This is a genomic window from Sphingobacterium bovistauri (genome assembly GCF_020295405.1).
Taxonomy (GTDB): Bacteria; Bacteroidota; Bacteroidia; order Sphingobacteriales; family Sphingobacteriaceae; genus Sphingobacterium; species Sphingobacterium bovistauri.
This window is the reverse complement of sequence record NZ_JADEYP010000005.1, coordinates 124,280-150,977: the sequence shown is the minus strand read 5'-3', so window position 1 is coordinate 150,977 and position 26,698 is coordinate 124,280. Positions and strand designations below refer to the sequence as shown.

General features: G+C 34.8%; 20 protein-coding genes. 10 read left to right on the top strand and 10 right to left on the bottom strand.

The annotated features are described in order from the left end of the window. Window positions 1–86: 86 nt before the first annotated feature. Window positions 87–2,930, top strand: a complete 2,844-nt coding sequence (uvrA, locus tag IPZ78_RS04555; protein WP_225551766.1) for an excinuclease ABC subunit UvrA — start codon at window positions 87–89, stop codon at window positions 2,928–2,930. A 48-nt stretch (window positions 2,931–2,978) separates the two neighbouring features. Here the strand turns inward: uvrA and IPZ78_RS04550 are convergent, their stop codons facing one another. Beyond that, on the bottom strand, window positions 2,979–3,632 hold the full coding sequence (locus IPZ78_RS04550) for a helix-turn-helix domain-containing protein (protein WP_225551764.1): 654 nt from the start codon (window positions 3,630–3,632) through the stop codon (window positions 2,979–2,981). 92 nt (window positions 3,633–3,724) lie between these two features. Between IPZ78_RS04550 and IPZ78_RS04545 the strand changes: the two genes are divergently transcribed. From IPZ78_RS04545 to IPZ78_RS04510, 8 genes are all read left to right on the top strand, one after another. Next, complete coding sequence (locus IPZ78_RS04545) at window positions 3,725–4,114, top strand: YbjN domain-containing protein (protein ID WP_225551763.1); 390 nt, start codon at window positions 3,725–3,727, stop codon at window positions 4,112–4,114. A gap of 10 nt (window positions 4,115–4,124) precedes the next feature. Continuing rightward, a complete protein-coding gene (locus IPZ78_RS04540; protein WP_225551792.1) occupies window positions 4,125–4,820 on the top strand; it encodes a PspA/IM30 family protein in 696 nt (231 codons plus the stop codon). A gap of 2 nt (window positions 4,821–4,822) precedes the next feature. Then, window positions 4,823–5,074 carry a PLDc N-terminal domain-containing protein gene (locus IPZ78_RS17335; protein WP_225551762.1) on the top strand — a complete coding sequence of 84 codons (252 nt, stop codon included), beginning with the start codon at window positions 4,823–4,825 and terminating at the stop codon, window positions 5,072–5,074. 1 nt (window position 5,075) lies between these two features. Next, window positions 5,076–5,270 (top strand): DUF4177 domain-containing protein, encoded by a 195-nt coding sequence (locus IPZ78_RS04530; RefSeq protein WP_225551760.1) that lies wholly within the window; start codon window positions 5,076–5,078, stop codon window positions 5,268–5,270. Window positions 5,271–5,279: 9 nt separating this feature from the next. Continuing rightward, window positions 5,280–5,963: a hypothetical protein gene (locus IPZ78_RS04525; RefSeq protein WP_225551758.1), complete on the top strand. Its 684-nt coding sequence runs from the start codon at window positions 5,280–5,282 to the stop codon at window positions 5,961–5,963. A 20-nt stretch (window positions 5,964–5,983) separates the two neighbouring features. Beyond that, entirely contained in the window at window positions 5,984–8,101 is a 2,118-nt protein-coding gene (locus IPZ78_RS04520; RefSeq protein WP_225551757.1) for a flotillin family protein, read from the top strand. A gap of 72 nt (window positions 8,102–8,173) precedes the next feature. After that, window positions 8,174–9,604, top strand: a complete 1,431-nt coding sequence (locus tag IPZ78_RS04515) for a serine hydrolase domain-containing protein (protein WP_225551756.1) — start codon at window positions 8,174–8,176, stop codon at window positions 9,602–9,604. Window positions 9,605–9,621: 17 nt separating this feature from the next. After that, window positions 9,622–14,469 (top strand): DNA repair ATPase, encoded by a 4,848-nt coding sequence (locus IPZ78_RS04510; protein WP_225551754.1) that lies wholly within the window; start codon window positions 9,622–9,624, stop codon window positions 14,467–14,469. Between the two features lie 55 nt (window positions 14,470–14,524). Here the strand turns inward: IPZ78_RS04510 and IPZ78_RS04505 are convergent, their stop codons facing one another. After that, entirely contained in the window at window positions 14,525–16,009 is a 1,485-nt protein-coding gene (locus IPZ78_RS04505) for a TPM domain-containing protein (protein ID WP_225551753.1), read from the bottom strand. Window positions 16,010–16,093: 84 nt separating this feature from the next. Between IPZ78_RS04505 and IPZ78_RS04500 the strand changes: the two genes are divergently transcribed. Further along, the gene (locus IPZ78_RS04500; protein WP_225551752.1) at window positions 16,094–18,577 is read left to right on the top strand and encodes a hypothetical protein; all 2,484 of its coding nucleotides are present in this window, start codon (window positions 16,094–16,096) and stop codon (window positions 18,575–18,577) included. A 2-nt stretch (window positions 18,578–18,579) separates the two neighbouring features. On the opposite strand, the gene IPZ78_RS04495 is transcribed toward IPZ78_RS04500, so the two are convergent. From IPZ78_RS04495 to IPZ78_RS04460, 8 genes are all read right to left on the bottom strand, one after another. Continuing rightward, window positions 18,580–19,374 carry a hypothetical protein gene (locus IPZ78_RS04495; RefSeq protein ID WP_225551751.1) on the bottom strand — a complete coding sequence of 265 codons (795 nt, stop codon included), beginning with the start codon at window positions 19,372–19,374 and terminating at the stop codon, window positions 18,580–18,582. 795 nt (window positions 19,375–20,169) lie between these two features. Beyond that, window positions 20,170–20,391 carry a hypothetical protein gene (locus IPZ78_RS04490; RefSeq protein ID WP_225551750.1) on the bottom strand — a complete coding sequence of 74 codons (222 nt, stop codon included), beginning with the start codon at window positions 20,389–20,391 and terminating at the stop codon, window positions 20,170–20,172. A 41-nt stretch (window positions 20,392–20,432) separates the two neighbouring features. Beyond that, a complete protein-coding gene (locus IPZ78_RS04485) occupies window positions 20,433–21,728 on the bottom strand; it encodes a bifunctional folylpolyglutamate synthase/dihydrofolate synthase (RefSeq protein ID WP_225551748.1) in 1,296 nt (431 codons plus the stop codon). A 9-nt stretch (window positions 21,729–21,737) separates the two neighbouring features. Further along, entirely contained in the window at window positions 21,738–22,562 is an 825-nt protein-coding gene (locus tag IPZ78_RS04480) for an energy transducer TonB family protein (protein ID WP_225551747.1), read from the bottom strand. A gap of 87 nt (window positions 22,563–22,649) precedes the next feature. After that, window positions 22,650–23,057 (bottom strand): ExbD/TolR family protein, encoded by a 408-nt coding sequence (locus IPZ78_RS04475; RefSeq protein WP_225551745.1) that lies wholly within the window; start codon window positions 23,055–23,057, stop codon window positions 22,650–22,652. A gap of 27 nt (window positions 23,058–23,084) precedes the next feature. Then, the gene (locus IPZ78_RS04470; protein WP_225551744.1) at window positions 23,085–23,795 is read right to left on the bottom strand and encodes a MotA/TolQ/ExbB proton channel family protein; all 711 of its coding nucleotides are present in this window, start codon (window positions 23,793–23,795) and stop codon (window positions 23,085–23,087) included. A gap of 41 nt (window positions 23,796–23,836) precedes the next feature. Then, window positions 23,837–24,931 carry an HU domain-containing protein gene (locus IPZ78_RS04465; RefSeq protein ID WP_225551742.1) on the bottom strand — a complete coding sequence of 365 codons (1,095 nt, stop codon included), beginning with the start codon at window positions 24,929–24,931 and terminating at the stop codon, window positions 23,837–23,839. A 45-nt stretch (window positions 24,932–24,976) separates the two neighbouring features. After that, window positions 24,977–26,695 (bottom strand): TonB-dependent receptor, encoded by a 1,719-nt coding sequence (locus IPZ78_RS04460; protein WP_225551741.1) that lies wholly within the window; start codon window positions 26,693–26,695, stop codon window positions 24,977–24,979. Window positions 26,696–26,698: the final 3 nt, after the last annotated feature.

Sequence of the window (26,698 nt, the reverse complement as noted above, 5' to 3'; positions counted from 1 at the left end):
AATATTAACTAATAACAACTTACACATCAGTATAAAGTCCGATCAATAATGAGTAACTTTGCAAGTTCGAAAATTTTTAGCTCAATATGTCAAAATCAAAAGCAGTCGATTTAGGAGACCAAAGTGAAGTAGAAGTATATGGCGCACGTGTCCATAATTTGAAAAACATTGATGTTTCCTTTCCAAGAAATGAATTGGTCGTTATTACTGGACTTAGTGGATCCGGCAAATCATCATTGGCTTTTGACACGATATATGCCGAAGGGCAAAGACGGTATATGGAGACTTTTTCAGCCTATAGTCGTCAGTTTTTAGGCGGTTTGGAACGTCCTGATGTAGACAAAATTTCAGGATTGAGTCCGGTTATATCTATTGAGCAAAAAACTACAAATAAAAATCCACGATCGACTGTAGGTACTATCACCGAAATTTACGACTTTCTACGACTGCTCTATGCTCGAGCTAGTGAGGCATTTTCTTATGCGACAGGTAAAAAAATGCAACGCATGTCCGAAGAGCAAATTGTAGAACGCATTCTGACAGACTTTAAAAGCGAAGGTATTAATATTTTAGCACCTGTAGTAAAAGGCCGTAAAGGACATTACCGCGAATTGTTTGAACAAATTCGTAAGCAAGGATATGCCAAAGTACGTGTTGATGGAGAAATCATGGACTTAGTTCCTAAAATGCAGGTTGACCGCTACAAAATTCATGACATTGAAATTGTTATTGACAGAGTTAGTGCAAATGAAGGCGACAAAAAACGTTTGTACACTTCGGTATTGCAAGCGATGAAAGCAGCAAAAGGAATTATTAAAATTGTTAACCGTGATAATACGAAAGAGCAATTTTTCAGTAGATATTTAATGGACGCGGAGTCGGGAATTTCATACGATGAACCGCAACCTAATACTTTTTCATTCAACTCACCTTATGGCGCTTGTCCTAAGTGTGATGGCTTGGGCTATGTTTTTGAAATAGATAAAGACATTGTTATTCCCGACAAAAAATTGAGCATTCAAAAAGGTGGTATTGTCCCATTAGGCTCACTAAAAGAGAGTTGGAATAGTGCAATTCTGAAAGCTGTAGCTAAAAAGTTTGAAATTTCACTTACAAATCCAATAGACAAACTGACTGAAGAACAAATTGATTTGATGCTTTTTGGAGCTGAAGAACCTGTTCCTCTTACCGTTTCTTATGGATCATACGGATCAAGAGAATATAAAGTTAGCTTTTCAGGAATTTTCAAGATGCTAGAAGAACAAAGCGGAAAATATTCAGATGATGCTCCTGCTTTGGATGAATTTCGCACACAAGTAATTTGTCCCAAATGTCATGGTAATAAACTAAGAAAGGAATCTTTACATTTCAAAATTGCTGACAAAAATATCGCAGAGCTAGCGGCTATGGATATTTCGGTGTTGGCAAATTGGCTTGAAAATATCGAGGATAAAATGGATGATCGTCAAAAAACAATTGCTGTTGAAATCCTTAAAGAAATAAAGACACGTCTTGGCTTTTTGTTAGATGTAGGATTAAATTACCTTACCCTTAATCGTTCTTCCAAGACATTATCTGGCGGCGAAGCACAACGTATTCGGTTGGCAACACAAATAGGTTCACAATTGGTCAATGTATTGTACATCCTCGATGAACCAAGCATTGGTTTACACCAACGCGATAATGAACGCCTTATCAAATCATTAAAAAACCTACGTGATATTGGAAACTCGGTTCTTGTAGTAGAACATGATAAAGATATGATTCTCAATGCTGATTATGTAATTGACATGGGACCTGCAGCAGGAATCAACGGAGGTGAAATTGTTGCACAAGGTTTGCCAAAACAAATTTTAAAATCAAATTCACTTACAGCAGCATATTTGAATGGTAAAAAAGAAATTACTGTTCCACTAGAAAGAAGACAAGGTAATGGAAATGTACTTTCTCTAAAAGGAGCCACAGGGAATAATCTTAAAAATGTATCCGTTGATTTTCCATTAGGAAAATTGATTCTAGTAACTGGAGTTTCAGGATCAGGCAAATCCAGTTTAATAACAGGAACACTCTACCCTATTCTGAACAAATACTTTTTCCGAGCAAAGGCAACTCCAATGCCGCATAAAAGTATTGAAGGACTAAATCATATTGACAAAGTCATAGAGATTGATCAAAGTCCAATTGGAAGAACACCAAGATCAAATCCATCAACATACACAGGTGTCTTCTCTGATATCCGTACGCTTTATGTTCAGTTGCCAGAAGCAAAAATTCGAGGCTACAAACCAGGGCAGTTCTCTTTCAATGTAAAAGGTGGCCGTTGTGAGACTTGTCAGGGAGCCGGAATGAAACTTATTGAAATGAATTTCTTGCCTGACGTGCAAGTTCCTTGTGAATCGTGCCATGGCAAACGCTACACACGTGAAACTTTGGAAGTTCGCTATAAAGGAAAATCTATTTCGGATGTATTAGATATGAGCATCAATGAAGCTGTAGATTTCTTTGAACATATCCCTTCCATATACCGCAAAATTAAGACACTGCAAGATGTCGGGTTAGGCTATTTGACTTTAGGACAATCTTCGACGACTTTATCTGGCGGTGAAGCACAACGTGTCAAACTTGCTACTGAACTTTCGAAAAAAGATACAGGAAATACATTCTATATTCTAGACGAACCAACCACAGGATTACATTTTGAAGATGTAAATGTATTATTGGGAGTTATAAATCGCTTAGTCGATAGAGGTAATACAGTATTGATTATCGAACACAACTTAGACGTTATTAAAACAGCGGATTGGATTATAGACATGGGGCCTGAAGGAGGTCGCGAAGGAGGTCAATTATTATTCTCAGGAATTCCAGAAGACTTACTTAAAGTCAAAAATTCAGAAACTGCTCGATTCTTGAAAGAAGAAATGAAATAGAACAAAAAGTCCTCCATTTCAATTATAAATGGAGGACTTTTTGTTAAATCATACTCTCGAAAATTGAGCATAGAGCTTCCAGAAGTACTGTCTATTTTCTTGCGTAAAAGTTTCTTCCTTCCAATCATTCAATTTCAATTTTATTTCCTTATCCTCGACACTATATGATCCAAAAAATAAATCATTTTGATTTAAATAAAAACCAATTTTAGTATCTAAAGTGTGTAGAATATCTATTTCAACATGCTCAAAAAATAATACCGAACCTTCTACATAAGGAAAATCAACTAGATGTGGAATCAGATTCGTCACTTCTACAGCCAACATTTTATGCTTAGTATATATGGGAAAATAGATATTTGGCAACTCTTTAATATCAACTTTATCTGAATTCTGTAAATATTCTCGATTTAATAAGGGTAATTCAGTTAGATTTTTTGAATCCAATTTAATAGACGTTTGATCAAAATGATCTTCAAAATTTAAAATCTCATTAACAGTAAGCTGATTTTCCAACAACTCGGCAACCGGAATGCTAAAATATTTTGCAATATGCAAAACAACCGCAATTTTCGGTTCAGCTCTAAATTCCTCATAAGAGGAAATATTACCCCTAGTCAAGTTAAACATATCTGCAAAAGCTTGCTGACTTAACCCTTTCACCTTTCTTAGCTTCTTAATATTATTCCCAATTTGACTCATTTCAAAAAAAATGTAAAATTATTTTGCAAAAATATTTTGCATTCAGTATCTTTATGCTAACAATATAAGCAAATATAAAAAATAATTAGCCAATGAACTTCAAAACTGTTGAAAAATTTATTCTGGATTTGGACTATACCATCATCAGTAAGAATGAAAAAGAAGGTTTTTTTCTTATCGAAAACAATTTTGATGGCATTAAGAATCTGATTATAGGCGTGACACCACCTATTATAATTTTCGAACAGCATCTTTTTTCTTTACACGTGGACAACATCCATCTTTTCAAATCACTATTAATTAAAAATAGAGATATTATTCATGGTGCGTTTGCACTGACTGAAGATGGTAAGCGTGTAATTTTCAGATACACTTTGCAATTGCATAATCTGGATCAAAATGAATTTGATGCGGCAATTAATTCCCTTTCACTTTTACTAAGTGAATATCATGAACAACTAATACAATTTTCAAAACAATAAAGAACGTGTGATGAATATTTTCAAAAGACTTTTAAAAATCGGACAGGCAGAGATTCATGCTTTAGTCGATAAAATGGAAAATCCCATTCGTTTGATTGAAAACGGAATCGAGGAAATGAAACAACAATTATCTGAACTGACAGAAGCTTATATCTTGAATCGGGCGCAAATCATTAGAAATGAGAATTTAGCTAAGAACAAACTTAATGATGCAGAAAGCTATGAAGCAAAAGCTGTTTTATTATTGCAAAAAGCACAAAAGCAAGAAATAGAATCTTCCAAAGCTGATCATCTAGCATTAGAAGCACTTAATATCAAAAAGAAATTGACACAAGAAGCTACAGAAGTCACAAACGAAAATTTACTTTTTGCAGAAAAAACTAATTTAATTAACAATAAAATAGATATATTAAAGTTTAATATTGCAAAGTGGGAAAAAGAACTGTCTACACTAAAAGCCAAACAACGTATCAATAATGCTTCTGAGTTTGCGAACCAACAAATGGCCAATATAGACAACAATAGTACGATTGAGCTTTTGAAAAAAATGAAATTAAAGTTACAAAACCAAGAAGCTCATAATGACGCAACTGAAGAAATTATCCAACTAAGCACAGAACAACAAATAGATTATCTTTTAGATAGCTCGGATAACACAGCAATGCAAGATTTGGAACAATTAAAACAAAAAATTAAAAACTTGTAACCATGGAAAATCTATTATTTCTAAATATTGGAGTAAACGAGTTCTTCCTGTTGATAACTGTACTTTTCTTATGCTTAATACCCTTGTTTTTAATGGTGATAGCATTTGTTGATTTATTCAGACGAGATTTTAAATATAACTCCTTAGATAGGCTATTAATAGGGTTACTCATATTGTTTACTCCCATTTTAGGATCATTGATTTATTTAATAACCATTAGAAAACATTTTCAATTAAAAATCCCAACATATTAACATGAAAAGATTCGAATATAAAACTATTAAGATCGCGCCCAATTCAATGTGGACTACAGAAATTAAAGTAGAAGATATAGAAGAAACATTAAATGACTTGGGTCGACAAGGTTGGGAACTAGTAAGTGTACAAGATTTATCCATGAGTGGCACTTCCTTTTCTTACATGTACACCTTTAAAAGACAAACTCTTTAAAACTAAATTATGGCAGAAGTCCTAAATATACTTTTTAATCCATTGCCAAATGCAATAATGACGTTATTTACAGCGCTATCGCTATTGTATTGGTTATTTACGATGCTCATGGGCGATGGATTTGATTTTGGAGGTACAGATGTGGATGCTAATTTCGAAGGAGCAGATATACAAGATATTGAAGGTGACACGGATGTAGATCATGACAGTAACGTAGAACCGTCATTTCTATCAAAAGCGATGGATTACATAAATATCGGAAAAGCGCCTTTGATGGTGATTGTGACTCTATTCAAATTTATTGGCTGGATAATCACTATTGCAACATCTTTATTTTTTCATTTAGGAAATTATGGATGGAAATCTATTTGGATTCTGGTCCCCATATTTGTCCTGACTTATTTTTTTATGCATTATGTCACTATTCCTGTAGTGAAATTATACCAAAAAGTAGGATATACAGGAGAAGAAGCACACGAATTTTTAGGACGAACAGGTAGAATGAAATCATCATTAAAAGGAAACAACATTGGCTCTGCCGAAATAATGATTCAGAATGATGTAATTCGATTAAATGTGAAAAGTCTAAATGGAGAAAGCATCAATTACGAAGACGAAATCATTATCGTAGATGAAACTCCTGACAAAAAATACTATTACGTACAAAAGAATATAACACTAAATAACTTTTAAAATATAAAACTTAAATACTAATGACTACTAATCAATTACTATTAATCGATGGACTAACAGGCGTGATACTTATTGCGGTAGGGGCTGTAGTCTTTATCATTATTGCATTTTTTGTAGTACTGAGCATGTTCTACAAAAAAATACCACAAGGCAAAGCCATTGTGCGTACAGGTGTAGGTGGATCCAGTGTAACTTTCAACAAAGGGATGTACGTTATTCCTGTTTTCCACAAAATGGAAATCATGGATATTTCAGTGAAAAAAATTGAAATAAACCGTATGCAGGGTGATGGTTTGATTTGTAAAGATAATATCCGGGCAGACATAAAAGTTGCATTTTTCGTACGTGTCAATAAATCCGTTGATGACGTCATTAATGTTGCTCAAAATTTAGGTTGTGATCGTGCGAGTGATCCAGACACTTTAAAAAGTATTTTTGAATCTAAGTTTTCGGAGGCTTTAAAGACTGTAGGTAAGAAATTTGATTTCATCGAATTGTATGAAGCACGGAGAGAATTTCGTGATGAAATTTTGAACATCATCGGTACAGATTTGAACGGTTATATTTTAGATGACTGTGCTATTGATTATTTAGAACAAACAGAATTACAATTTCTAAGCCCAGACAATATCTTAGATTCTGAAGGTATTAAAAAAATCACCGAATTGACTGCAAAACAAAACATGAATGCAAACTTAATTCGTCGTGAAGAAGAAAAAGTCATCAAAAAACAAGACGTAGAAGCACGTGAAGCAATCTTAGAATTGGAACGTCAATTGGCGGAGAAAGAGGAGAAGCAACGACGTGAAATCGAAAATATTAAATCTCGCGAGGAGGCTGAAATACTTAAAGTGCGTGAAGAAGAACGTTTAAAATCCGAAACAGTACGCATCTCTACAGAAGAATCATTAGCGATTCAAGAAGAGAACAAAATGCGCCAAATCATTATCGCAGAGAAAAACAAATTGCGTACAGATGCTGTAGAGACAGAGCGTGTAGAGAAAGATCGTGCATTGGAAGCAACAGAACGAGAGCGTATCGTGACATTGGCACAGATTGACAAGCAACGTTCGATAGAGACAGAGCAAAAATCTATTCAAAATGTAATCAAAGAGCGTGTACAATTAGAAAAAGGTGTAATTGAAGAACAACAAGCTGTAAAAGATGTAGAAGTATTCCGTGAAGTAGAACGTAAGAAACAAGCGGGTGTCATCGCAGCATCGCAAGAAGCAGAAGAACGATTAATTGCAACTGTAAAAGCTGCTGAAGCAGCAAAAATTGCTGCTGAACAAGAAGCGGAGAAGAAAGTAATAGACGCAGAAGCATCTCGCAAAATTGCAGAGAAAAAAGCTCAAGAATTATTGATAGAGGCCGAATCGAAGAAAGAAGCTTCAGCTAAAGAAGCTGAAGCCCGCAAAATCATTGCAGAAGCTAAGGCAAAAGAAGAAGCTGCTGTAGGGTTGTCAGAAGCAGAAGTGATGGTAGCAAAAGCAGAAGCTGTAGAAATTCAAGGTACTAAAGAAGCATCTGTAATTGAGAAAAAAGCCGAAGCAACACGTAAAGAAGGCTTGGCGCAAGCAGAAGTGATACGCGAGAAGGCATTAGCAGAAGCAAAAGGTATTGAAGAAAAAGCATCGGCAATGAAACAATTGAATGATGCAGGACAAGCGCACGAAGAATTCAAATTGCAATTACAAAAAGAGCGCGACATCGAATTGGCACATATCAATATCCAAAAAGATATCGCAGGAGCACAAGCTTCTGTATTGTCTGAAGCATTGAAATCGGCTAAAATAGATATCGTTGGGGGTGAAACGATGTTCTTCGAGAATATTGTCCGTCAAGTATCCAATTCTAAAGGTTTTGATCATTTAATAAACAATTCACAACATGCTACAGATATCAAGAATTCATTGTTGGGGCCGGATGGTAAAGGTGATTTAGCTGAGAAGGTACGCTCTTTAGCGGATAAATATGGTATTTCGTCAAACGACATCAAGAATCTTACTGTTTCGGCAGCCTTGATTAAGTTACAGCAAGCAGCTTCGTCGGAAGATAACGAAGAAGACAAAGGATTTATTAATTCATTGTTCGGAATAGCTAAAAACTTAGGACTATCGAATAAAAAATTAATTTAAAGCAGGATACGCAAGGAGTTTGCTCTAAAGAGTAAACTCCTGTTTCAAATGATTATTACTATTATCCCATACATGAGAAAGATATTTCTAACAATTATAGGTCTGATTCTATTAGCTCACACATATGCACAAGATAAAACATCCCGGATTGATTCATTATTTGAATCATTAAATACCGATAGCGAGTTAAGTGGTGCATTTATGGTAGTCGATTCAGGAAAAGTAATTTTTGAAAAGTACTTTGGACATGAAGATGCTGAAAAGCATAATAAAATCAATGCATTAAGTCGTTTCGAGCTGGCCTCAGTTAGTAAACAGTTTACCGCAATGGCCGTCATGCAGTTAGAGGAGAAGGGAAAACTATCATTTGAAGATGAAATCAATAAATATTTTTCCAATCTTAAATTCAAAGGCGTAAAGATTAAGAATCTTCTACGAAACACATCTGGAATTTCAGAATTTTTAGCATGGGATCCCAATTGGATTGATAAGACAAAAATAAATTCGAATGCAGATATATTAAAAATAGTAGAAGATAAGATTGATACACTATTGTTTACACCTGGTGAAAAATACTGGTACTCCAATACGAATTGGATTTTATTATCACTGATTGTAGAGAAAGTTTCTGGACAACCATTTTCACAATATATGGAAAAGAATATTTTCAAGCCTGCGGGTATGATTAATACATCTGTCTTTTCTGCTCGCTCTCCAAAATCAAACTTAAAAAACTATGCAAAAGGATTAGCATATGATGCAAAATCTAAATCTTTCAAATCTGTAGATGATTTTCCTTCGTATCGATATGTCCAATATTTTGATGGTATAAATGGTCCTTATGGTATCGCTAGTACAGCACAAGATTTGTTAAAATGGAATGAAGCATTGTATAAAAATAGCCTTCTAAAGAAGGAAAAATTCATTAAATCAATTAGTGTGGACACACTTAATGATGGAAAATATATACAGTTTTCCGGATTGTATTACGGCAATGGCTGGTTATTTACAGATAGTACGAGTAATGAAAATAAAATGCATTTCCACACTGGAGGCTACCCTGGATATTATAGTATTATTGTTCGAGAAAATAAAAATCAACGCTATTTCATTGCCTTGCTTAACAAATGGAATACGATAAACGTATATCCCCTGACTTCAGCTATTGACAAGATTTTACAGAACCAACAAGTTCCAAAAATTGAGAGAGAAACATTATCTGAAGCGATTGTATTAATGGAATTTCAAGTCAAACAATTACTTGGAACCTATGCATATGAAAAACAAACGGAGCTAAAATTTGATATTACAGCGGATGATAATGGAAATATATTTGCACAACTTACGGGACAACAATCTATTCAAGTATATCCTAGAAGTGAATTAGAATTATTCTACACTGCTGTTAGAGCCGATCTGAAATTTTCGAAAGAAAATGATCAAATCAATTCGTTGACCTTATTTCAAAACGGGCAAGAACTAAAATTTAATAAAATAAAATAGCCTCAAAACTATTAACCATGCAAGAGAACAAAGAGGTACCTATAAAACAAGATTCGCTAGATACGGGCTCCTACGAAATAATCAGAAAGCGTTTATTGACGCAGCGTGATGATTTATCCAAACGTGTAGCAGAATTAAACGCTGCGCGTAAGGAAGTCTTCAATTCGACGAATTTTGTACTAAAAGCTAATCAGCGTATCACGACTGAAAACAATTGTGTCGCACGTGGTATCATCGCTTTAGACAACATTTGTATTTTCGGATACAATGTACATTTTGGACTACGTACAGAGATTAAACTGGAGGATGTTTTCAGTATTTATACTTTTGAAGACAATCATTTTAACCCGATGTCGTTGGACTTAATCAACGATCCAAATTTTATCAACGACTACCAAAATCTCTACAAATATTACCGCGACTCTATCTTTTCCAAATTCCGTAGAACGGAAAATTATTTATACATGATTTTTCAAACCAGCAAAAATGCCGATGATAGGAAGGCATTCAAGTGGTTGGTAAAAGGAAATCAGCTAATTTACCAAGACGATAGAAGCATTCATGAAGTCAAATTACCTGACCAACATGAATTTTCTTGGACTAAGACAACATTGGAAGATCGTCGCTTAGGAAAATTTTCGCACATTTCTATCTTGGACAAGGTCTTTATTGAGGCATTGCATGGAGATATTACTTTCAAAATTGAAAATAACACTGATTCTGGGCAAGGAATCTATTCAGAAAAAGTTACAAATACCGACCAGCAATTGGATGATGCCGATTATTATTATGCTGATTTGGGAAATTTGATTGCTGTACGAATAAAGCCTTATCAAGAGGATTTCAGAGCTTATATTTTTAATCAACGCACGAAAGAAGTTGTTAATATAAAAGCATTGAATGAATCAGCCATTCTACTTCCAGATAATCAAGGAGTAATTTTTTCCAACGGATACTATTTACAAAACGGCACGTACAAAGTTTTCGACAATACACTTGAAAACGTTTCATTTTTGCGCCGTATAGCATCACCTAATGGGGAAGATTTCTTATATATTTTCTCTCAATCGGAGACAAATACGTACATCTTGATATCGTATAATATCATTCAGCAATCTGTCGAAACACCTATTATTTGCAACGGATTTACCGTCTTTGATGATGGTTCATTGATTTATTTTCGCACCGAAGCAGAAGCAACAAGACACCATCAAGTACAAATCTGGGAAACGCCATATATGGCGATCCTCAAAGAGAATGCAGGACGTAAAGATGACCCTCTCTACAAAGTAGGGAACAAACAGATTGTACAAGCGATGGCTGAAGTACAAGAGGTCATTCAATTAGTAAACAAAGAGGACAGCTACGAAGGTCTGTATGAAGACATTCTTCGTAAAACCAATACTATATTGGATAGCTTTTTCTGGATAAATGATCCTGCTTTAAAAAATTTTGGCGAGCCACTTAAACAAATTTCGGAAGTAGCCAATACAGCAATTGACGAATTTGTCAAAGTCCAAGCCTTGCGCAAACATGCTTTGGAGGTTTTTACGAATACCAGTCAAAAACTTGAAACCTTACTGTTCAATGTCAATAGCACTGTAGTCGAAAAACTTGATCAATTGGTTCATCAATTGGCTGATGCTCGAAAATTACAGGGTGAAATCATCGATTTGAATAATGTAAAGTATACGGACACTGCACAAATTGCTTTACTGAATGAGAAAATTGAGAATACATCCTCCGAACTGTCGAAAAAAACCGTCGCTTTTTTATTAAAAGAGGAAGCACTTCTACCTTATGAGCAACGTGTCATCGAACAAAAGCAAAAGGTAGAAGAAATTACCAAAGCGTTTGACGCTAAGGAAATAGAGCAGAACAACACAAATATTTCATCTGAATTGGAGTTGTTGATTGATATTCTCAACAGTCTAAAAATTGAAGATGCCACACAGACTACCAAAATCATTGAGAAAATATCATTGATATTTTCTTCATTGAATGAAGTTCGTGCACAACTTACACGCAAATTAAGCTCATTGCGAAGTAAGGAAGCTGTAGCCGAATTTTCGGCTCAACTGACTTTATTGGAGCAGTCTGTCACCAATTATTTAGAACTTTCAACATCTGCCGAAAAAGTAGATGAATATTACACCAAAATTGTCGTTCAACTTGAAGAGTTAGATAGCAAATTTTCAGAATTTGATGATTTCGCGTTAAAAATTGCGGACAAACGTGATGAAGTTATCAAAGCATTTAATGCGCGTCGCGAGCAAATCGTAGAACAACTCAATAAAAGAAGCTCTTCCTTAGAACAAATTGGTCTTCGAGTATTAAAAAATATTGAAAACAAAACAAAAACCTTTAATTCTAGAGAAGAAATACTAAGCTTTTACGCTTCGGATTTGATGATTAACAAAATCCGTGAACTAATCACTGAGTTAAAATCATTGAATGATGTATCAAAAGCTGAAAACTTAGAAAATCTACTTAAAAAATCACAAGAAGATGCATTACGTGTGTTACGTGATAAAACCGAGCTTTATGTAGATGGTGAAAACATAATTGCATTAGGCAAGCATAAATTTACCGTAAATAAACAACCACTCAGTTTGACACTATTGCGTCGTAATGATGAGCTATATTACCATTTGACCGGTACAAGTTTTTACCAAAAAGTAAAAAATCAAGATTTACTGCTATATCAAGACATTTGGGATCAAGAACTGGTCTCGGAAAATAAAATGGTTTATCGTGCTGAATATTTAGCCTATAAAACATTTTTAGCCTCACTAGATCAACAAGACTTTAATGCAGAAGCCTATATCACGCAAACAGTAGAACAGAATTATTCAGAAAACTACATCAAAGGGGTACACAATTTTGATGCACTTTTGATTTATCAATCCATCAAGGAAATAGATGATAAATTAAGTTTATTACGTTACAAACCCGTTTTACGTGCTACAGCACATTTATTTTGGTATACGTTAGCTGACGAAATAAGTCAAAAATTGACGGCTTTGATTCATTCGACAAGCACCGTCATAAAAACTTTCCCAAATACCAAACGCTTTGAAAGCACAATTGAAGAGATTGAAAAAAGTTTCCTTAATTGGAATACGACAATTGACACAAGCAGCATTTACACAAAACAATTAGCTCAATATATCTTCGAAACTATTGCGCAACATGCGAAAATGACTTTGAGTGAACGAGCAGACCATCTAAAACAAGAGTTTATTCGTGCATTAGAAAACAAAAAATCATTCAAACTATTTCAAGACGATTTAAATAATTCATTTTTCACGACTGAAGATCGATACTACTTAGCACTGAATTGGTTGCATGCCTTTGTAGACGAGGATAACAAGTACGAAAGCTATAGACCACATATAGAAGAAGTAGCTGTAGCATTGCTATTCCCTAAAATAGAATATCATTTGCACTTTGCACACGACACTATGGAATTAGAGGGGCTGAAAGGTAACCATCCTATGCTGCACGAAGGCAAAATTTCTTTTCAGTACCACAATTTTAGGGATAAATTGCAAGCCTTTACATCCCAAGATGTTCCGAAATTCAATGCTTTCTCTTCCTTAAAAGAACAATTAGTAAAATCCTATGAAAAGGAGTTAAAAATCAATGAATTTGAGCCCAAAGTATTAACTTCTTTTGTGAGGAATAAACTAATTAATGAAGTTTATTTTCCGTTGATAGGAAACAATCTTGCTAAACAATTGGGTGCTGCCGGCGATACCAAACGTACAGCTCGTATGGGTATGTTGCTGTTGATTTCCCCTCCAGGATATGGCAAAACGACATTGATGGAATATTTGGCTAAGACTATGGGATTAAATTTTGTGAAAGTCAATGGCCCTACTATTGGGCATTCTATAACCTCCATTGATCCTGTAGAGGCCAAAACTTCTGGAGAACGAGAAGAATTAAAGAAGATCAATTTAGCCTTCGAAATGGCTGATAATGTGATGTTGTATCTTGACGATATACAACACTTGAATCCTGAGTTTTTACAAAAATTTATCTCTCTGGCAGACGGTCAACGCAAGATAGACGGAATTTTTGATGGAGAAAGTAAGACCTATGATCTGCGAGGTAAAAGATTTTGTATCGTCATGGCAGGAAATCCATACACCGAATCGGGATCTAAATTTCAGATCCCTGATATGCTTGCCAACCGTGCTGATGTGTACAATTTGGGTGACGTAATAGGCGACACCGAACATCTATTTAATCTCAGTCTGATTGAAAATGCCGCTATTGAGAATCCACACTTGGAGAAAATAGCAAGTAAATCATTCAAAGATTTTTACGTCCTAATTGATTTTGCACAAAAAGGTGCTGACCAATTGCCTGACTTAGAAGGAAATTACTTGAAACAAGATATTGATAATTTCGTTGCTGTTTTGCGACATGTATTCAAGATTCGGAATGTAGTCGTAAATGTCAATAGAAACTATATCCAATCCGCAGCTATGCAAGATTCGTATCGTACAGAACCAGCTTTCAAGATGCAAGGATCTTACCGTAACATGAGTAAATTGGTAACGCAAATTGTGCCCATGATGAATGACAAAGAGATTGAAGATGTCCTTCGCGTACACTATGAAAGTGAATCCCAAACATTGACAGCTGATACAGAAAGCAACTTACTCAAGTTGAAAGAACTGGCTGGATTAATAACGTCTGAAGAGAAAAAACGTTGGGAAGATATCAAAGAAATTTTCCGTAAGAACAACAAACACGGTGGTTTAGGAAAAGATGATAAAGTATTTGCTCAACTCTTAGAGTTCAATGAAAATTTAGAGGGTATTATTAAGGCTATAAAAAATCAGAATAATTAGAAAATGCACCCTTAGCTGGTGCATTTTTAAGTTATTTTATATAGTAATACCTTCCTTATGCATCACCGCCACCAGTAGAACCATCACTAAAACTTCCACTACGTCGAGAGGAGCTTCTGCTTGACGAGCGACTACGGCCTCTAGATGATGATGCACTCCTACTTTTTTTGGCTATAGTGAAAAACTCTTTATCAAGTGTATAGGTGCAATTATGGCATTTATCAACATATTGCCCTTCCCCAGTAGATCTATGAGTTGAGTCTCGAATGATCCTTTTAGAATTAACCTCAATCGTATGGAATTTGCATTGTGAGCATTCCTGAAAAGTATCCTTAATTTCCCAAGGAACTGTTACCACCTCACCTGATTTAATGTTTTTCCAAATCTCATATTTACGGCTTTTTAATCTTTCCTCCTTATACTGCCCCTCACTTAAAAAACCTTCGATGGGCATCTTACTCCTTCTTACTACCCGTTCCCAATTTCCACTGTTGTCAGGAGGAATGAAACGTTCCTCATTACGCTTCATTAATCTTCTAAGAGAAAATACATTAAACCAAGACAGAGGAGCCAACAATAATGGAACAATTATAAGTGGTACATATTTTTTCAAAGCCTGCATTTTCTGCCCTTCATCAACAAAGGCTTTATGAATCTGACTGCTTCCTGTATATATTTTCATAGTCAAAATCAAGGAACAAAGTATGAAAATAAAATATGGGATATTTTTTTTACTATATACTTCCCCCAGATTGCTAAATATAAAAGCAAATACAAATACACTAAAAAACATTAATATTGCCATACACCCCATCCCTTGAGATATTGGTAATATGTTTTTGGACTTCACCCCCTTGCCCTTGAGAATACCTTTGATTACCAAATGAGTCCACACGTATAGCGAAATAAAAACGAACAAAATTACCATACTAATTAAAAAGGCAGGATTCCGTAAATCCCAAAAAGGCATAGATTCTGGCATTTGTGATTCCAGCTCCTCGATAGGCTTGGGTGAAGAAAGGATGTGCTGAATAAATTCAGAAGCCTCTATAACTCCTTTGTCATAATTGTGATTATGAATATTCGGAATCAAATACTTTTCACCTATCCTCTTTAAATAAGTATCTGGAAAAACACGCTCCATCCCATATTTCGAAATGAATCTATATTCTTGCCTATCCTTTACGACAAATAATAGTAACCCATTATTCAACCCCTCTTTACCAATTCCCCACTTGTTGAATAATTCAAGGGCGAAATCATAAGCATCTTCTCCTAAAAAATCATCCACAACAACTATAGCATATTCTGATCCGGAAACACTATCTATTTGAATGGATATTTTATTCAAATAACCTTCTGTATCAAAACTTAGGATACTATCGGGATTACTAACATATTTATCTTGTCCATTCTGTTTTGGTGACTCAAGTGAAATAACACTGTGCTGCGAAAAAACAGTCCCTACAAATAGGAAAAGATAAAATAACAACAAAAGTAAGACTCGAACTCCAATACGAGTTTCTTTAAGAGTATGCATTGGTTAACAATATGGAATTAAAATTTCTGTATTATTAGATTGACTAAAGTAATTATTCGTTACATTTAAATAACACAATGTAAAATGAAAAAAACTAAAACTGTAGCTTTAACGCTAATATTATTTGCAATTAGCAATTTGTATGCACAGGACACTCTATATTTTGATAAAATGTGGAATGAAACCAATAGGGCCAATCACACGTATTATCGTTTACTTCCACAAAAAGAAATGCAGGATATTTACTACGTTCAAGACTTTTATAAAAATGGAAACATACAGATGCAGGGGTATGTCCTTAAACAAAACCCTAAACAATATGTCGGAGATGTTTACTGGTATGACGAGCAAGGATTTGATGATAGCTATTCTCAATATGAAAATCCAACTGCTAATAAAGTATTAAGCTATTACCATGATGATGGAAAACTATGGCAAAAAATCACATACAATGATAAAGGCAAAAAAGTAGAGGTGAAAGTCTATTTGAATGACAAAGAAATAGGATTTGCCAAACTTGTTGACAACTCATACTTTGTAGGAAGTTTTAGCTATAGAGAAGTCGAACGATCTTACCTCTCCGCGTTAGATGAAAATGGATATCATGAAGCAGCACACATTGCTCAACCCTATCAGGATGAAGAAAATGATTATTCAGAACAAAAATCGAAATCCAATAGTAATAAAACAGAAAACTATCTCATAAATATATTCTGGAAAAATGGTCATAAAGCTGCTGAGCAAAAAGTGATATATGAAGAGTCACACAATACTAAAAAAAGTCTCGAAAGATTTTGGGATCAATCGGGCAAATTACTATCTCAAGTAAACCACGCAGAAGAGAATTTCTATACTACCCCACATGTTAAATACACATATTACACCAAAAATGGAATTGCTTACAGTGTAGCTAAACAGGAATCTTACATAGGATATAATTTGGATGGCCCTAGTATCCATTATGCACATGATGGCACCATCAAACAACAGCTTAATTATGATGATGGGCGACTAACTAAAGTAGAGATATTTGACAACAATAAAATAGTGCAGACAAATTTATACGAAGAAGGTAAACCTTACGATGGAAAGTTCAAGATTAATCAAAATTTATATGTTAATGAATTCATTCTAAATAAAGGTCAAAAAATTGGCAGAGAGACTTGGCAAAACACCGAAGATGGCTCTTATTTTTCGGATGGTGAATATAAAAACTTCAAGCCTTGGTCAGGAAATTTTGCCATAGAAGACAGTCTTGATTATACAATTACTTTGCATAATTATAAAAACGGGGTATTAGAGGGGACTCAAAAAAAGTTTCCATTTCTAACAGATCGTCAGCCAATGGAAACCTACGAAATGAAAAATGGTATCCTTGAAGGCATTAGAAAAGTATACATTGGAGGTGATGAGGTAATCGAAAGCATGTATAAAAATGACAAAATTTGGGAAGGTAAAATCCCAGAAAGGACTGACTTGTTAACTTATAAAAATGGGATACTGATTCACAAAAAAATTGGAAGTATATTAAGTGACGAGATAATAGAAATCGAGGAGTTTTATCATGAGGATGGTACTTTAGATAAAGTCCTGTATAGAAACTTCTTTATAGACGAATATCCTCAACAATATTATGAAGGTATATATAAGAATGGAAAACCTCAAAATGGATATTTTCAGCTTGACACCTTGATTGATAATATTAAATTAATAGACTATTATGAAAATGGGAATTTAAAATATAAATTTTCCTTTGATTTTTTACAAGAAATAGAGGGTTTTAAAATAGATACCTATACTATAAAATCTACATACAACAATAGCAAAATAGTAGATGGACCTACATATCAATTAGTTGGCAACAGTATACTTCTTGAGACTTTGTACAAAACCAGTGTTCCAATTCAATTCAAAATAAACGTATTTGGCATGCATTACTTCAACCAATATGTATTTAGTTTAGAGAAGGACAAAATAAAAGTAGCAGAGATCAACTCCCCAAAGTGGTTAGAAATTCATAATGAAAATAATACTTACTTAGCTTCTTTAGTTAATAATAGCAAAATTATTCGTAGTTCATCGCTAGACAAAAATGCTACCGAGGGAGCACCAAATTCTCTAGTATTTTATTATTTAAAAGATAACAAGATACATACATCTGTCCAAAAGTCAATAACAGAGCAAGTGGAAGAAGATGATAAAATTTCCATGGTAAATCAATTGTTTTTTGCTTTTCCTATTAAATCAAGTAATCCTGTCAAAACACTTTTTCTTGAAATGTTAGAGAGTGCTAAAACTGAAAATAACATGGAGAAATACCTATTTAGCGCCTTTGAAAAATATGCACCTTTTCCAGATGAGGCATATTTGAGCATTGTACAATATGATGAACAAGGCAAAATTCCATATGGTATTCGTATTGTTCAAGATAATGATCAAATACGTATTGAAGGAATTTATGAAAATGAAATCAAGAAAACACTTACTTTCAAGAATATTGCAGAGCTATTGAAGGAAGACAAAGCAGCACTAAAAAAGTTAGAATTAGAATTATTGAATAACTATTAAAATCAATTAATTTGTAATCTAAAAAATCCCAATCGACTATCATCAGGTGCACCGTAATAAAAATTACGGAAATAAAGTGTATCATCATTTATCCAATAATAGTCCTTTAAGGTACAGAAATCAAAACCTTCCTTAGAGATATGCATTGGTATTCGAGCTAATAATTGATAGCCCTGAGCAGTTTTCTTTTGTAAAAAATAGTCCGAACACTCTTGACCAGGAAACCATCCATTCAATCTATATATGTCTGTAGGCGAAACCGAAATGTATGCTGGATTACCAACGATATCAGCACCTATTTTACCATTTCTCAAGTCTATGCTAAAATCTGAGGTATGACCTCCCTCGCATAGTAAGATATCTAACGTAGGATAATAGTGCACAAAACCTGCATCCCAAAAATACTCTTGTTCGTTGCTTATAATTGTTTTACCCACGCTGGGGTACACACTATAAATCATTTCGCCATCTACTGTAGAATCTATTTTATTTGTATCAGAATTATAACCTCCAAACGTTACTTTTCCCTTTAACAAATCTTTAGCTTTCTCAAAATCTGAAATATAAGGAATGGTATCTAATACTAATTTTGCCTTACTACGGTGATTGAAAAAATCAATAGAATCAATTTTATAAATCGCAATCGTATCATTTTTAAAAACGACAGAATCCTTATTAATTAAAGCACCTATTGAATCCGAAACGGGATCCGCCACGGTATATATCGAATTTCGTGACCTAGAATCACATGCGAAATTTCCTATCAACAATAAACCAAATAATAATATATTTTTCATATATAAGAGCTTACCAACGATCTCCTGATCTACTACCTGACGAACCTCCACCAAAACTACCACTTCCTGATGACGACGAATATCTTACTTTCTTAGCTATACTATAGCTCCCTTTAACATTCTGATATGAACAGTATTACTAATTACATTTCTTGTGACAATGGCTGCGATTAGTGTTACGCAAGATAAACAATTAATAGAGATTAGGTAATTAAAAAGTCAGGGCAACATAGATGATATTCCAGTTGGCGCTTATAAGCTCTTCACGACTGATGGAAAATTTAAAATTGCGGGCACAAACGAATACTTGGAAAGTGTAATAGATAATTTAAGCGGTAACGCATTAGATAAACTTCAAACCAACTTAACGTACAAAGTTTCAGATGAAGGAAAGACATTAATATTAGAAGGTATTCTAAAACTTGGGAATAGAAATTATACTTATAATTTAAACGAAGAATGGAAAAAAATTGAAGTGCATAAACCGTAGAATGTTTGAAATCTTAGAAGAGTGTATTTCTATTGAATAATCACAGATAATCTATTTGTACTAGCAGCAGATCGACCACTAGATATGCCCATAGACCAGGGTCCATTGGACATCAAAAAATCACTTAAAACATTTTGTAAACTCTTGTTACCCTCATTACTAGAATATATTCCAGTAACCTCGCCCTTTTTCACTTATATGAAATATAATAGACCCTTGTCCTGATTTAAATCCGCTTGCTTTTACTTTCTCTCTTAATTTCTTCTGAAAACTCAACATTCCATTTTTAGGAGAAAGAGTGGAGCTCACAGATAAAAAACTTCATTACCATGAGAATCAACCCATTGACCTGATTTGTTCATTTGATATCCATCAGCTTTTAATTTTTTCACTCCGACAGTATGTAAAGAATCAATAGAAGAACTAATTATTTCAAAAGTAATTTGTATTTCTGTTTCCTTTTCTTGAGCAAATGAATTTGAAAAAATAAAAAAAGAAACAAGCAAAAGAATGTATTTTTTACTCATAATAATTAAGTTTTATCACTTAAATATATAGATAAAATTAATTACTTCATACTTTGCAATACCTCAGCTACCACAAAATTAGATCCCCCTACAAATATCAAATCACCTTCTTTGTAGGCTTCATTAGCATCTTCCAAAGCCTGAATTACGCTACCAGAAACTTTTCCTTTCAACCCATAAGTTAAAGCCTTTTCAGCTAATTCCGCAGCATGCATAGCACGTGGCATATCAGGATTCGAGAAGTAATAAATTGCCTCTTTTGGTAAATAAGGAAGCATATGATCCAAATCTTTGTCCTTCATTGCGCCAATGACAATATGTAGATTAGTGTAAGATATTTCGTTTAAATTTTTAATAACCTCTTTGATACCATCTTCATTATGTCCAGTATCACAAATAATAAACGGATCGGTAGATAAAGTTTGCCAACGACCTTGGAAACCCGTCAACTCTTGTACGTGACCAAGTGCATAAGCCAATTGCTCTTCAGAAATATTGAATCCCTTTTTACGCATTTCTACTATAGTACCTAGTACACCTACTATATTCTTCACTTGATAAGAACCAGTCAAATCCAAATTGTATACGTTAGATTCAGATTCTTCTGTAATTTGAATGCGCTGTGTCAAAGCATCCTTTTCAAGTCGTATTGCATTTATTTTTTGATCTGCAAAAGTGATCGATGCCCTTTCCTTTTCTGCCTTTGCTTCAAATATAGGTGCTGTGATTGTATTTGTCTCCGAAATCACAACTGGTGTATTCGGCTTAATAATCCCAGCCTTCTCCGCTGTTATTTCCTCTAAAGTATCACCCAATAGATTCATATGATCCATACCGATGTTCGTAATCAAACAAACTTCTGGCGATATCACATTGGTACTATCCAACCTTCCACCCAATCCCACTTCAATAATAGCGATATCCACCTGCTCCTTGGCAAAATAATCAAACGCCATTACCACAGTAGTCTCAAAAAATGAAGGTTGTACGTCGTCAATCAATTGTTTATGGTTATTGACGAAATCTACGACAAACTGCTCTGCAATCTGCTCTCCATTGATGCGAATACGCTCACGGAAATCAACTAAATGTGGAGATGTGTACAGTCCTGTTTTATAGCCTGCACTTGCCAAAATAGCAGCAAGCATATGGGAAGATGAACCTTTACCATTGGTTCCAGCTACATGGATAGTTTTAAATTTATTTTGTGGATGATCAAATGCTTCACAAAGCGCTAATGTATTATCCAAATCCTTCTTGAATGCCGAAGCACCATCACGTGTAAACATAGGTAATCGACTATATAAATAATCAATTACCTCTGTATAAGTATGCATAAAACTTAATTATCTAACTTTGAAATTAATTGTAACGTGTACTACACGTCTTTCAGGAGCATTAGGAACAGTGTTGAACTTTGCTTTTCGCAATTCGCGCTCTAACATGCTGTATACTGTCGGTGAAGAATATGTCGTACCTTTGACTCCAGGTCTCACACTAACAATATTACCATTTCTATCCACCGTCAATTCACAAACTACAACACCTGAAAATTGACTTTTATCGTCAATATTTGGTCTTACAGCCCAATGCCTACTTGACAAGGAAATTGGTGTATTACCAAAGCCAGAACCTCCCTCTCCATAGTTTGATGCCAATGGGTCTCCTAATGCAGAGCCTTGGTTACCAGCACCACCGCCTTCACCATCACCAGATCCTTGGCCATTATTCTTTTTACCTTTATATAAAGCATTTGTGTTAACAGTCGGAGTACTGTTTTTGACAGCTTTAGTCGTCTCTGGAGCTGGATTCTTCACAGCCTTTTCTGTCTTCGTGACTGCAGGTGCATCATCCATATCCTGTGTAGCTACAGCTTTGTCGGAGACTTGCTGAGATGGAGTTGGTGTAGGCGTTTCTGTTGGCACCACACGATCAGGTTGTACATTATTTGCATTTTCATCCATAGATGGTTCTTCAATGCTCATATAATCATCACCCGTCCCTACATCGGAGGTACCATAATTTACCACAATCCCTCCCATCCCATATTCAGGAAGTGAAGATTGCCCGAAAACTATGAAATAGCCGATAGCAACCAAAACAGCCATAACAATAGCAGAATAACCTATGGCTTTAGGTAAATTATTCTCTTCTTTTATATGATAATACATAACAAAAAGTCAAAACTGAAATTTAAAAAACTAACGAATACAATTACTTTGACTCGAGGTTTTCCAAATTGTCAAATTATCAAATTCTTAATCCTTCTTTGGCTCTGTAGCAAGTACCAATTTAATCTTTAAGCGATTGGCTACATCCATCACCGAAATTACATTTTGAATAGGAACAGTGCTATCAGCATATAACATAATAGTTACCTCTTCTCCGGCAGTCATTTGAGATTGCAAAGTCTGCTCAAGAGCTTCGTACGGAATAGTTTGCTTATCGATATGATACGCCAAATCTGCTGTTATAGATACCGTCACCGTTTTCTTAGCCACTGATTGTTCTCCAGCACTCGATTTTGGCAACAATAGTTTCACCACTTGTGGATTAGCTACAGCCGAGGCCAACAAAAAGAACAACATCAAAAAGAACATGATGTCATTCAATGCTGCTGTATGCACTTCTGCCGTAGGTTTCCCTCTTCTATTTCTTATATTCATGGTTTATCCGATTAATATAGTTCCTGATTAAACCCCAGGTTCGTCTAACAAATCAATAAACTCAACCGCTTCTGTTTCCATTTTTAGGATCAAACGCTCCACCATCATATTCAAAATATGATAACCGATATACGCTAAGATACCAATTGTCAATCCTGAAGCAGATGCAATCATTTTCACGTAAAGACCTCCTGATACTGAACCGATATCAATACCACCAGCAAGCTCCACTTCACGGAAGATTTGAATTACTCCAAAAATCGTTCCTACGAAACCAAGCATCGGTGCGATACCCGCAATAATTCCTAAAACATTAATATTTTTTTCTAAACGAGACACTTCTAATTTACCAGCATTCTCAATAGCACCTTCGATATCTTTGATAGGGCGACCTACACGTGTTAATCCTTTTTGCAACATACGCGCTAAAGCGGAATTACTTGAGCGGCACACGGCTATAGCAGAATCCAATTTACCAGACAATACATTACTTTTAATTTGAGACATCAAATTCCCATCAGATTTTGATGCATTGCGAATAGTAATATAACGTTCAATAAAAATAACCAAGCCTAAGAAAAATAGGATGACAATTGGAATCATAATCCAACCACCTTTCATAAGTAACTGAATGAGATTTTGATCCTCTACAGGAGGAGCTACGGCAATTGCTTGATCTGCTAATGATACTGCTCGATTCAAAGAATCTGTGATTAGGTTGTCTTGAATGAATGACATAATATGTAATACTATTTATTTATTGGTTTCTATTTACTGAACTATAATACTGTTGGCCAAGCATCAGACTTTACATTTTTCTGTACATAACGTAAAGCTGAATCACGAAGCTCTTTTGTGGGATATGTATCCCAAATTACTCTTTTACGATTTTTAGCTAAATTAGAAGGTAAGGCACGTACATGCTTGAAGCCTTTTTGTTGATATTCTGTAGCTTCGGCCTCAGCTTGTTCTAACTTAGGATGCGTCCCAATAACAATTGTATACTTATGTGGAACTTTTTCTTCTACTACAGGAGGGGTAACAATAGTGTCCTTCTTAGCAATAGAATCAACCATCATTTCTCCCGTTTCAGAGAATGATATTAGATTAGTATCAGCAGCATTAAGCAGCGTATCAACTTCATTTTCGGAAGAGTCAATATCCGCTATAAATCTATCTACATTATCCAATTTCTTCGAAAGAATACTGTAATAATAGATACCGCCTAAAATAATCAATGCTAATACCGCAACTATAGCATATATCATCCCATTGCCTCGCTTTGGTTCATCTTCAAAATAGACCTGGCCTTGCGGTACATGCTCTTGCTGTGGTTCGACCTTATTAGTCAAAGAAGATTTTTCATCTTGAGGGGTAGAAATATTTCTTTCGCTAGATCCATTCTCTACGATATCATTACCGACTTCTGATGAAGGTTCAGCTATAGTACTTTCAGCAGTTGGGTCTACATAATCTCCAGAGACATATGGGTCTTCAATAGGAAGAAATTGAAAACCACTTAAATCAAAAGGCTTAAAGATATATGAATTACCATAGGAAACTAATTGGCCCAATTCATCTAAGGTAGCTTGTCCATCCTTATTGACAGTATTAACTAGTTTCTCTATCTCATACTGAACATATCTATCCGCATCTGGTTTATCCAATTGCTGACTCTGTTGAACATACAATGTAAAATCATAACCGTCTTTTACCTCGTATTCAAACTCAATGTAACTCAATGGTGGTAAGACAACATTACGTTTGGCATCAAAAGATGCTGATGTCCGTATACGTCTAAACGTACCTAATCCTGTGACAAACACAGCAGAATGTCTTTTGAGCAAAGAATAAATATGTCTACCAAGAATCATTTAATTACACTTTTAAAATGTGATACAAAGTTATAATCTTATTTGTTAAAATGAAAAATTAACCCCACCTATCACGTTGAAACCTAATTTTGGATAATACAAATAACGTTCATATTCTTTATTAAAAATATTGTTCGCTTTTATAAATATACCCAAATTAGACATTGCCTTATATTCTGCTCCAGCACTTAAATCAAAAAATTCAGGAACAGATACCTTGCGGTAGTTGTTAATTGTCACGGGACTAGTACCCAAATCATAATCATATGCAGCTGCCCATGATGAACCATGGAATAATGCTTCAGCATCAATATACAATTTTTCTGAAATATTAAAGCGTGCATTTGCTGCCAATCTCATTTTTGGGGTAAACCATGCTTCGTCTTGCGTAGCCATTGTGTAGCCATCTATATTAAGACGACCTCCTAAATTGACTAACTGCGACAAACGCACACTGATCTCTCCTTCTATACCTAAATAAGTTGCTTTATCATCATCATTTCCATCATACACCAAGTCAAACTGAAATGGAGCGTCCTTGCTATTCATGAATAATGGTAATCCCTCGATTGACTTGTACACAACTTTAGCTTTATAACCGAACGTTGCTCCTGCATTTCCTTTGATACCACCAAAGATGTGCAATCGATCAATTTGATTTTGGAAAGTTTGATTTGGACCCAAATATGGATTCAATTGGGTCAACGACTTATATGATATTTTCTGAACTCCACCATTCAAGCCACCAAACAAATTAATGTATCCTGGCACCAAAGAGAAATCAATCTCAGCTGACGGAAAAATATTAAATCGGCTCTCATCTCCAAATTCTGAAACAATATTACCACCTAAAGTCAAGGTATAGTTTGTTCCCTTGAAACTAATATATGGATTAATTGTAGCAACTGAATTTTTGAATTTATCTAAATTCTGTCCTACACCTCCTATTGAATTAATATCCAAAGCAACATTGGCACCTATATTGAATGTACGAACCCGCTTATTTAAATACCCAGATAAAGCAATTGAGTTCTCACTACCTTCAAATTTATCTTTATAGGTATAGGCATCCAATTTTGCTGAATAAGACACCGCTTCTTCGTTCTTTGGATCAAAATTACTTGTCAATTCCCCCGTAAAATAGATATCATTAAATACCTGAGCTTCTTTTGCAGGATTTAATGTCATTCCACTCACATCTGTCGGAATACCGTAGAAGCGAGTACCGTATCTATTGTAACCCAATAATCCATCTACTGTAAAAGCATCGAGGATACGTCGCCCAAAAACACCAACTTCCTGTCTAGAAAACTTTTGCTCTTCTAAGGCCCCCTTTTGATTCAAATGTTTAACAAACGCCCCAAAACGTAGGTTTTCATATTGTTCATTAGCTACATACGCTTCGCCTAGAATCGTACCTAAATTACCTACGCCAAGTTTAATATAATTTGACGTAATTTCTTGAAGTCGAGTGAAAGGTAATTCCTGAACAGTCAACTCTTTTAAACCAGTATTGATATCTAACTTTTTATCTGGTACATTTCCATAATTCAACTTTGGCATATATGAACGCTTGTTAGTCATATCAGGACTACGTCTTATCTTTACCGCATCCGCAAGAATAGGCTTATAATCGCGTACTACATCAAATGAATCAATCGTTACAGGACGCACAGTATCAACCTGAGCATAAGCTTGTTGCCCCATCCCTAATAACAATGCTACTATAGCATAATTCTTAAATACTGTTTTATGCAATTTCATCTT

Bases quoted from the DNA above. Each gene is read 5' to 3' on its own strand.
- uvrA (WP_225551766.1), top strand. From the start codon at position 87: ATGTCAAAATCAAAAGCAGTCGATTTAGGAGACCAAAGTGAAGTAGAA.
- IPZ78_RS04520 (WP_225551757.1), top strand. From the start codon at position 5,984: ATGACTACTAATCAATTACTATTAATCGATGGACTAACAGGCGTGATA.
- IPZ78_RS04540 (WP_225551792.1), top strand. From the start codon at position 4,125: ATGAATATTTTCAAAAGACTTTTAAAAATCGGACAGGCAGAGATTCAT.
- IPZ78_RS04545 (WP_225551763.1), top strand. From the start codon at position 3,725: ATGAACTTCAAAACTGTTGAAAAATTTATTCTGGATTTGGACTATACC.
- IPZ78_RS04515 (WP_225551756.1), top strand. From the start codon at position 8,174: ATGAGAAAGATATTTCTAACAATTATAGGTCTGATTCTATTAGCTCAC.
- IPZ78_RS04500 (WP_225551752.1), top strand. From the start codon at position 16,094: ATGAAAAAAACTAAAACTGTAGCTTTAACGCTAATATTATTTGCAATT.
- IPZ78_RS04485 (WP_225551748.1), bottom strand. From the start codon at position 21,728: ATGCATACTTATACAGAGGTAATTGATTATTTATATAGTCGATTACCT.
- IPZ78_RS04525 (WP_225551758.1), top strand. From the start codon at position 5,280: ATGGCAGAAGTCCTAAATATACTTTTTAATCCATTGCCAAATGCAATA.
- IPZ78_RS04475 (WP_225551745.1), bottom strand. From the start codon at position 23,057: ATGAATATAAGAAATAGAAGAGGGAAACCTACGGCAGAAGTGCATACA.
- IPZ78_RS17335 (WP_225551762.1), top strand. From the start codon at position 4,823: ATGGAAAATCTATTATTTCTAAATATTGGAGTAAACGAGTTCTTCCTG.
- IPZ78_RS04510 (WP_225551754.1), top strand. From the start codon at position 9,622: ATGCAAGAGAACAAAGAGGTACCTATAAAACAAGATTCGCTAGATACG.
- IPZ78_RS04460 (WP_225551741.1), bottom strand. From the start codon at position 26,695: ATGAAATTGCATAAAACAGTATTTAAGAATTATGCTATAGTAGCATTG.
- IPZ78_RS04465 (WP_225551742.1), bottom strand. From the start codon at position 24,931: ATGATTCTTGGTAGACATATTTATTCTTTGCTCAAAAGACATTCTGCT.
- IPZ78_RS04495 (WP_225551751.1), bottom strand. From the start codon at position 19,374: ATGAAAAATATATTATTATTTGGTTTATTGTTGATAGGAAATTTCGCA.
- IPZ78_RS04470 (WP_225551744.1), bottom strand. From the start codon at position 23,795: ATGTCATTCATTCAAGACAACCTAATCACAGATTCTTTGAATCGAGCA.
- IPZ78_RS04490 (WP_225551750.1), bottom strand. From the start codon at position 20,391: ATGAGTAAAAAATACATTCTTTTGCTTGTTTCTTTTTTTATTTTTTCA.
- IPZ78_RS04530 (WP_225551760.1), top strand. From the start codon at position 5,076: ATGAAAAGATTCGAATATAAAACTATTAAGATCGCGCCCAATTCAATG.
- IPZ78_RS04480 (WP_225551747.1), bottom strand. From the start codon at position 22,562: ATGTATTATCATATAAAAGAAGAGAATAATTTACCTAAAGCCATAGGT.
- IPZ78_RS04550 (WP_225551764.1), bottom strand. From the start codon at position 3,632: ATGAGTCAAATTGGGAATAATATTAAGAAGCTAAGAAAGGTGAAAGGG.
- IPZ78_RS04505 (WP_225551753.1), bottom strand. From the start codon at position 16,009: ATGCATACTCTTAAAGAAACTCGTATTGGAGTTCGAGTCTTACTTTTG.